Source organism: Candidatus Zixiibacteriota bacterium (genome assembly GCA_018820315.1).
Taxonomy (GTDB): Bacteria; Zixibacteria; MSB-5A5; order JAABVY01; family JAHJOQ01; genus JAHJOQ01.
Genome location: JAHJOQ010000150.1, coordinates 1 through 4,293 on the forward strand (window position 1 = coordinate 1; position 4,293 = coordinate 4,293).

4 protein-coding genes and 1 tRNA gene are annotated in these 4,293 nt (G+C 50.3%); 2 read left to right on the forward strand and 3 right to left on the reverse strand.

All coding sequences use genetic code 11. From position 1 onward, the window contains the following. Window positions 1-217: 217 nt before the first annotated feature. From KKH67_14600 to KKH67_14610, 3 genes are all read right to left on the reverse strand, one after another. Window positions 218-293, reverse strand: a tRNA-Glu gene (locus KKH67_14600). Window positions 294-420: 127 nt separating this feature from the next. Continuing rightward, a complete protein-coding gene (gene amrB / locus KKH67_14605) occupies window positions 421-1,314 on the reverse strand; it encodes an AmmeMemoRadiSam system protein B (protein ID MBU1320411.1) in 894 nt (297 codons plus the stop codon). A gap of 198 nt (window positions 1,315-1,512) precedes the next feature. Continuing rightward, window positions 1,513-2,982: a tetratricopeptide repeat protein gene (locus KKH67_14610; GenBank protein ID MBU1320412.1), complete on the reverse strand. Its 1,470-nt coding sequence runs from the start codon at window positions 2,980-2,982 to the stop codon at window positions 1,513-1,515. Window positions 2,983-3,319: 337 nt separating this feature from the next. Here KKH67_14610 and KKH67_14615 point away from each other — a divergent pair, with 337 nt between their 5' ends. Beyond that, on the forward strand, window positions 3,320-3,937 hold the full coding sequence (locus tag KKH67_14615) for a hypothetical protein (protein MBU1320413.1): 618 nt from the start codon (window positions 3,320-3,322) through the stop codon (window positions 3,935-3,937). Window positions 3,938-4,036: 99 nt separating this feature from the next. Further along, a partial coding sequence (locus tag KKH67_14620) for a hypothetical protein (protein MBU1320414.1) occupies window positions 4,037-4,293 on the forward strand: 257 nt, incomplete at its 3' end.

The following is a 4,293-nucleotide window of genomic DNA, read 5'->3' on the forward strand; positions in this document are numbered from 1 at the left end:
CAGCTGAGTTATGCGTTGCCGGCCGTAGATAGTCCACCTCTCTGTTCACTTGCATCGTTGACAACGATCTATGGCATCGCCGAGCAAGGTAGGCTGGAACACGTTCCACCCTACGCGACTGGGGGCAGGATAGACAAGATGTCAAAACCGCAGGGGTTTTGACCTACGCGACTGATGCAACAATGCCTGCAAGATTTTACATGCAGGCATTTCTATTTGGTAGCCCTAGGGGGAATCGAACCCCCGTTTGATGGCTGAGAACCACCCGTCCTGGACCACTAGACGATAGGGCCGTATAATCTCTCACGTGGGGCAGCATCTACGCTCATACCCCGATTGAACTCCCCAATTTATCAAAAAACCTTGCTTTGGCAACGAAATTCTTGCCACGGAAGCGTCAGCAACATCATTTTCTGCGGGTCAGCCGATGGTGTACGTCTTGACCTCACGAGACTTGTACTGCACTGCAGACATATAGCCTACAACTGCATCCATATCGCCGGAAGTCTCACCGCTGTGAGCATACTTGATTACTTCAGATCTGTCCGCGCCCAATTTTCGCGCCGCTACCATTGCCGCCACTGTCGGTCCCACACCACATGCTTCGCAATCCCCGCGACTGATTGCGTGATATAGGCCGTCTGTATTGTAGCTCTCTACATTTGACAATACAACGCTGTCGAGTATAGCTGCCTCGCCGGCGGAATGATAGTGCGACAGATCAGACGACGCAACGATCAGAGCCTTGCGATCATGAAGCGTGCCGGATAGTATTTCGGCGAGCGCAATGCAGGTATCCTTCTCCTGATCGCCCATGACAATCGGGATCAGCTTGAAATCTCCGAGTACGATCTGGAGAAACGGCAACTGCACTTCAAGCGCATGCTCAGCGCGATCTACGGCACCGCCTGTGTGCCCCTTGGTAGAAAGGTATACTTTGGAAGGGTTGATGTTGGCCATTCTTATCGCGAGATCCAGATCAACATAAAGCTTGTCGAGAGGTGTGACGTAGGCCCCTCCATTGTATATCGATGCTCCCTGAAAGAGACTGCCATGTGACGGCGAAATGACCACTACAACATCAAATTTCATTCCCTCAAGTAACTTGAAACCTGCAGCCGCGACTCTGCCCGAATACATATACCCCGCGTGTGGTGAGACAATCGACTTGATCTCGCCGTCGATGTGCTTTTTCACACTCTCATAATAGTATTGAGTTATGCCTCTCATCAATTCCAGCGGATCAGCGGGATAGAAGCTCCCGGCATATTGCGGCCGGCGTTCATCATCGGGAAATACATTTTGCTTTTCCATGGAGGAAGTATAGTAGCGGAATCACCGAATTTCAAGCTATTTGTGGCGGCACGAGATCGGCTTGCACCGTGAGTTTCCCTGACGAACCTTCTTAGTGGCAAACCTGTTACTGCGGAGGCATATAGATCCAGAAGTTTTAACCATAGAAAAGGCGGAACCGCAATCGACCCCGCCACCATACCATTTCAGCGCATGCTTCTATAATAAGGCCAGTTTCTCCCTGGCCTTAATTCTGATGAGAGCGTAGTTGAAGTTATTGACTATGTTGTAGTTCGCAGCTTTGTCATAAAGCTCCCTCGCCTTCTCCCGGTCTCCGGACCCCTCGTAAGCGATTGCCATTCTGTAGAAATTGTACGGATTCTGCTGATCGGACTGCATAAACTCCTGAATGGCGGTCCTGAAATCTGCTTCCTCCAGAGCGATCATGCCCATCAACTGGTGCGCCTGCCGTACTTGCAGGGGATTGTGCGCAGCACCGGCTCGATTGGCATACTCCGTCGCGTTCACCTTAGCCTCTTCCAGGTTCCCATTCACAATATGAACTCTCGCCATACTGAACAAATAACCGAGCCTGGCCAGATCCTTAACCTCATCTGACAATGATGATTCTTCGATCAAAGCAAGAGCCTTATCGAAATTGGCTTTCGCATCGCCTGACTCTCCTGTCTCGATCTGCACAAATGCAATGATGCCGTTGTCGTTTGCCATCGCAGCAGTATCATTAATCGCTTCAGCAAGTTTCAGTTGCCTTCTCAGCTGCGCAAGCGCCAGATCAATCTCGCCGCTATCCACATAACATACTGCCATACTGGCGAGAGCTATTCGTCGTTGACCGTCATCCAGAGAAGCATCATACATCTTCTGAAGCCGCTTCAGCGCTGCTCTGTGATCTCCCATGTATGTGAGATTCGAGGCTATCCCCACATGGGAAAAAGCGAAGTCGGGATTGACTTTGAGTGCCTTCTTGTAGTTGGCAATGGACTCTTCAAACCTCCCCATCTTCATCAGTAACTCGGCGTAAGAATCATACGGGTTGGGGTCATCCGGAATAAGCTCGATATAGTTCTTAAACGCTTGCTCGGCATCATCGTATCGTCCAAGAAAGCGATATGCATATCCGAGCTGGTTGTACGATTGCGAGAAAGTCGGATTGATCTTGATGACCCGCTCGTACTCTATGATGGCAAGTTCATACATCTGCTGGCCGAAGTAGTGATTCGCCAGAAGATTGTGAGCCCGCTCGTCATTTGGATATATGTCGACCAACTGTCTGAACAGCTTTCGTTGTGTCGTCGGATCGCGATTGATGTCTCCCGCTTCCGACCCAAGGATCATCAGTTTCTCACCTTCTGATACGTTGTCGATAAGGGATAGCGCCTTGTTGAAACTCTCGAAGAAGCCCTTTGTCGATGGCTGAGCAAATGCTAATTGGAAATACGCCATCGCGAAATTCGGATCCTCATTTATAGCTTCCTGAAAATACCGTCTCGATTCCTGGCCTCGCAGTTTCTCAGCGAGGCTGCGGCCTCTCAGATAGTACTCCAGTGCTCTATCTGACTTTGTGGAAAGGGGGATTTTGCCCACTTCACCCGCAACTGCAGCTACTCCGGACAGAATGTACACGGAGCAGACCAATGCCGCCAGTATTGTTGTAGTCATCTTCTTCACTTGGAACCTCCTGCCTTCTTGTACACACGGCTTCCGTTTGGGATCGACTTTTACAACGCCGATCCTGTTCCACAAGCCGCATGTCTCTAACATTCTATACGGTTCTAAGAGGAAAATGGCAACAAAAGTTCCGGCCTAAATTAACCGATCATGCGCAAGTTTAACTGCCATACTGAATAACGTGCCTATTGACATTATCTCTCCAGTCAACGCGAGGAACGGAGCAACTTGGCAATCACGATTTTTCAGTGAGTATGCTCTATTGCTCTCAAATTGACATTGACAGAGGCCCGCGACAGTGCTATCGTTGACCAAGAGTCCAATCAAGGGAGGAACAATGAGACGTACTTTGGTAGCAGCGGTGCTGTTTATGCTCCTGCTGCAGAGCACAGTTTTCGGATTCGACGGGCTGCGCAAGGGGTTCGTTGTAGGTGGTGGATTGGGAGTAGCCGCTACTGCGAAGTGGTCTGTTGATGTTCCCACGAACGTGATTTCCAACATCCCGGGAGGTGCGACCGACGAATCCAATGTCGGAGTCGGCGGTCATTTCATAATCGGATACGCCTGGGATGAATACAACATGATAGTCTACGAAGGAAATGGATGCGCGTATACATCCGACGTGTTCAACTCTTCGGATGATCTCGACGGAAAGTCTGCCCAGACGTTCGGCGGTGCAGCGTGGTATCATTATTTCGGACCTCTCGGAAAATCCTTTTTCAGCGTTGTAGGCGTTGGCGCGTTTGCCTGGAAAGTGAAAGGGTACGAAATGAATGATCCCGGCATAGCTTACATTGTAGGTGGAGGCTACGAGTTCGCGAAGCATTTTCAGGCCGGCGTTTATCTCTCCGGAGGAAAGACAACTGACAAAATCAAATTGCCTGACGGACAGACAGAAAGCATCGACTTCGGACACATGCACGTCAACATTGTCGTGACGGCAGTGGCGTATTAGATCAATGCGTCTATCGCACCGGATTTCTCGCATAGTATATCAAGGGTTGAAACTGCAGTATAGTAGGTCATGATCCTTGCCTGCCGAGCATCGCGGAGGATGACAGTACCAGCGCTGGGGAAAGACGTCATACCGACGAAAGGGCATGTTGAAAAAGTCACGGACCGCGGAACGTCGTCATCGCGAGGAGTGAAGCGACGTGGCGATCTCTATGTCGCATCAAAGTGCACACAGGAGCTGTGCTCCTGTGAATATCGCATGGAAGAACGCAGAGGCACAGCCTCTGCCTGCACACTTAAGGCACACAGAGATTGCCACGCTTCGCTCGCAATGACATCATTTAGGGTTTTTCAACA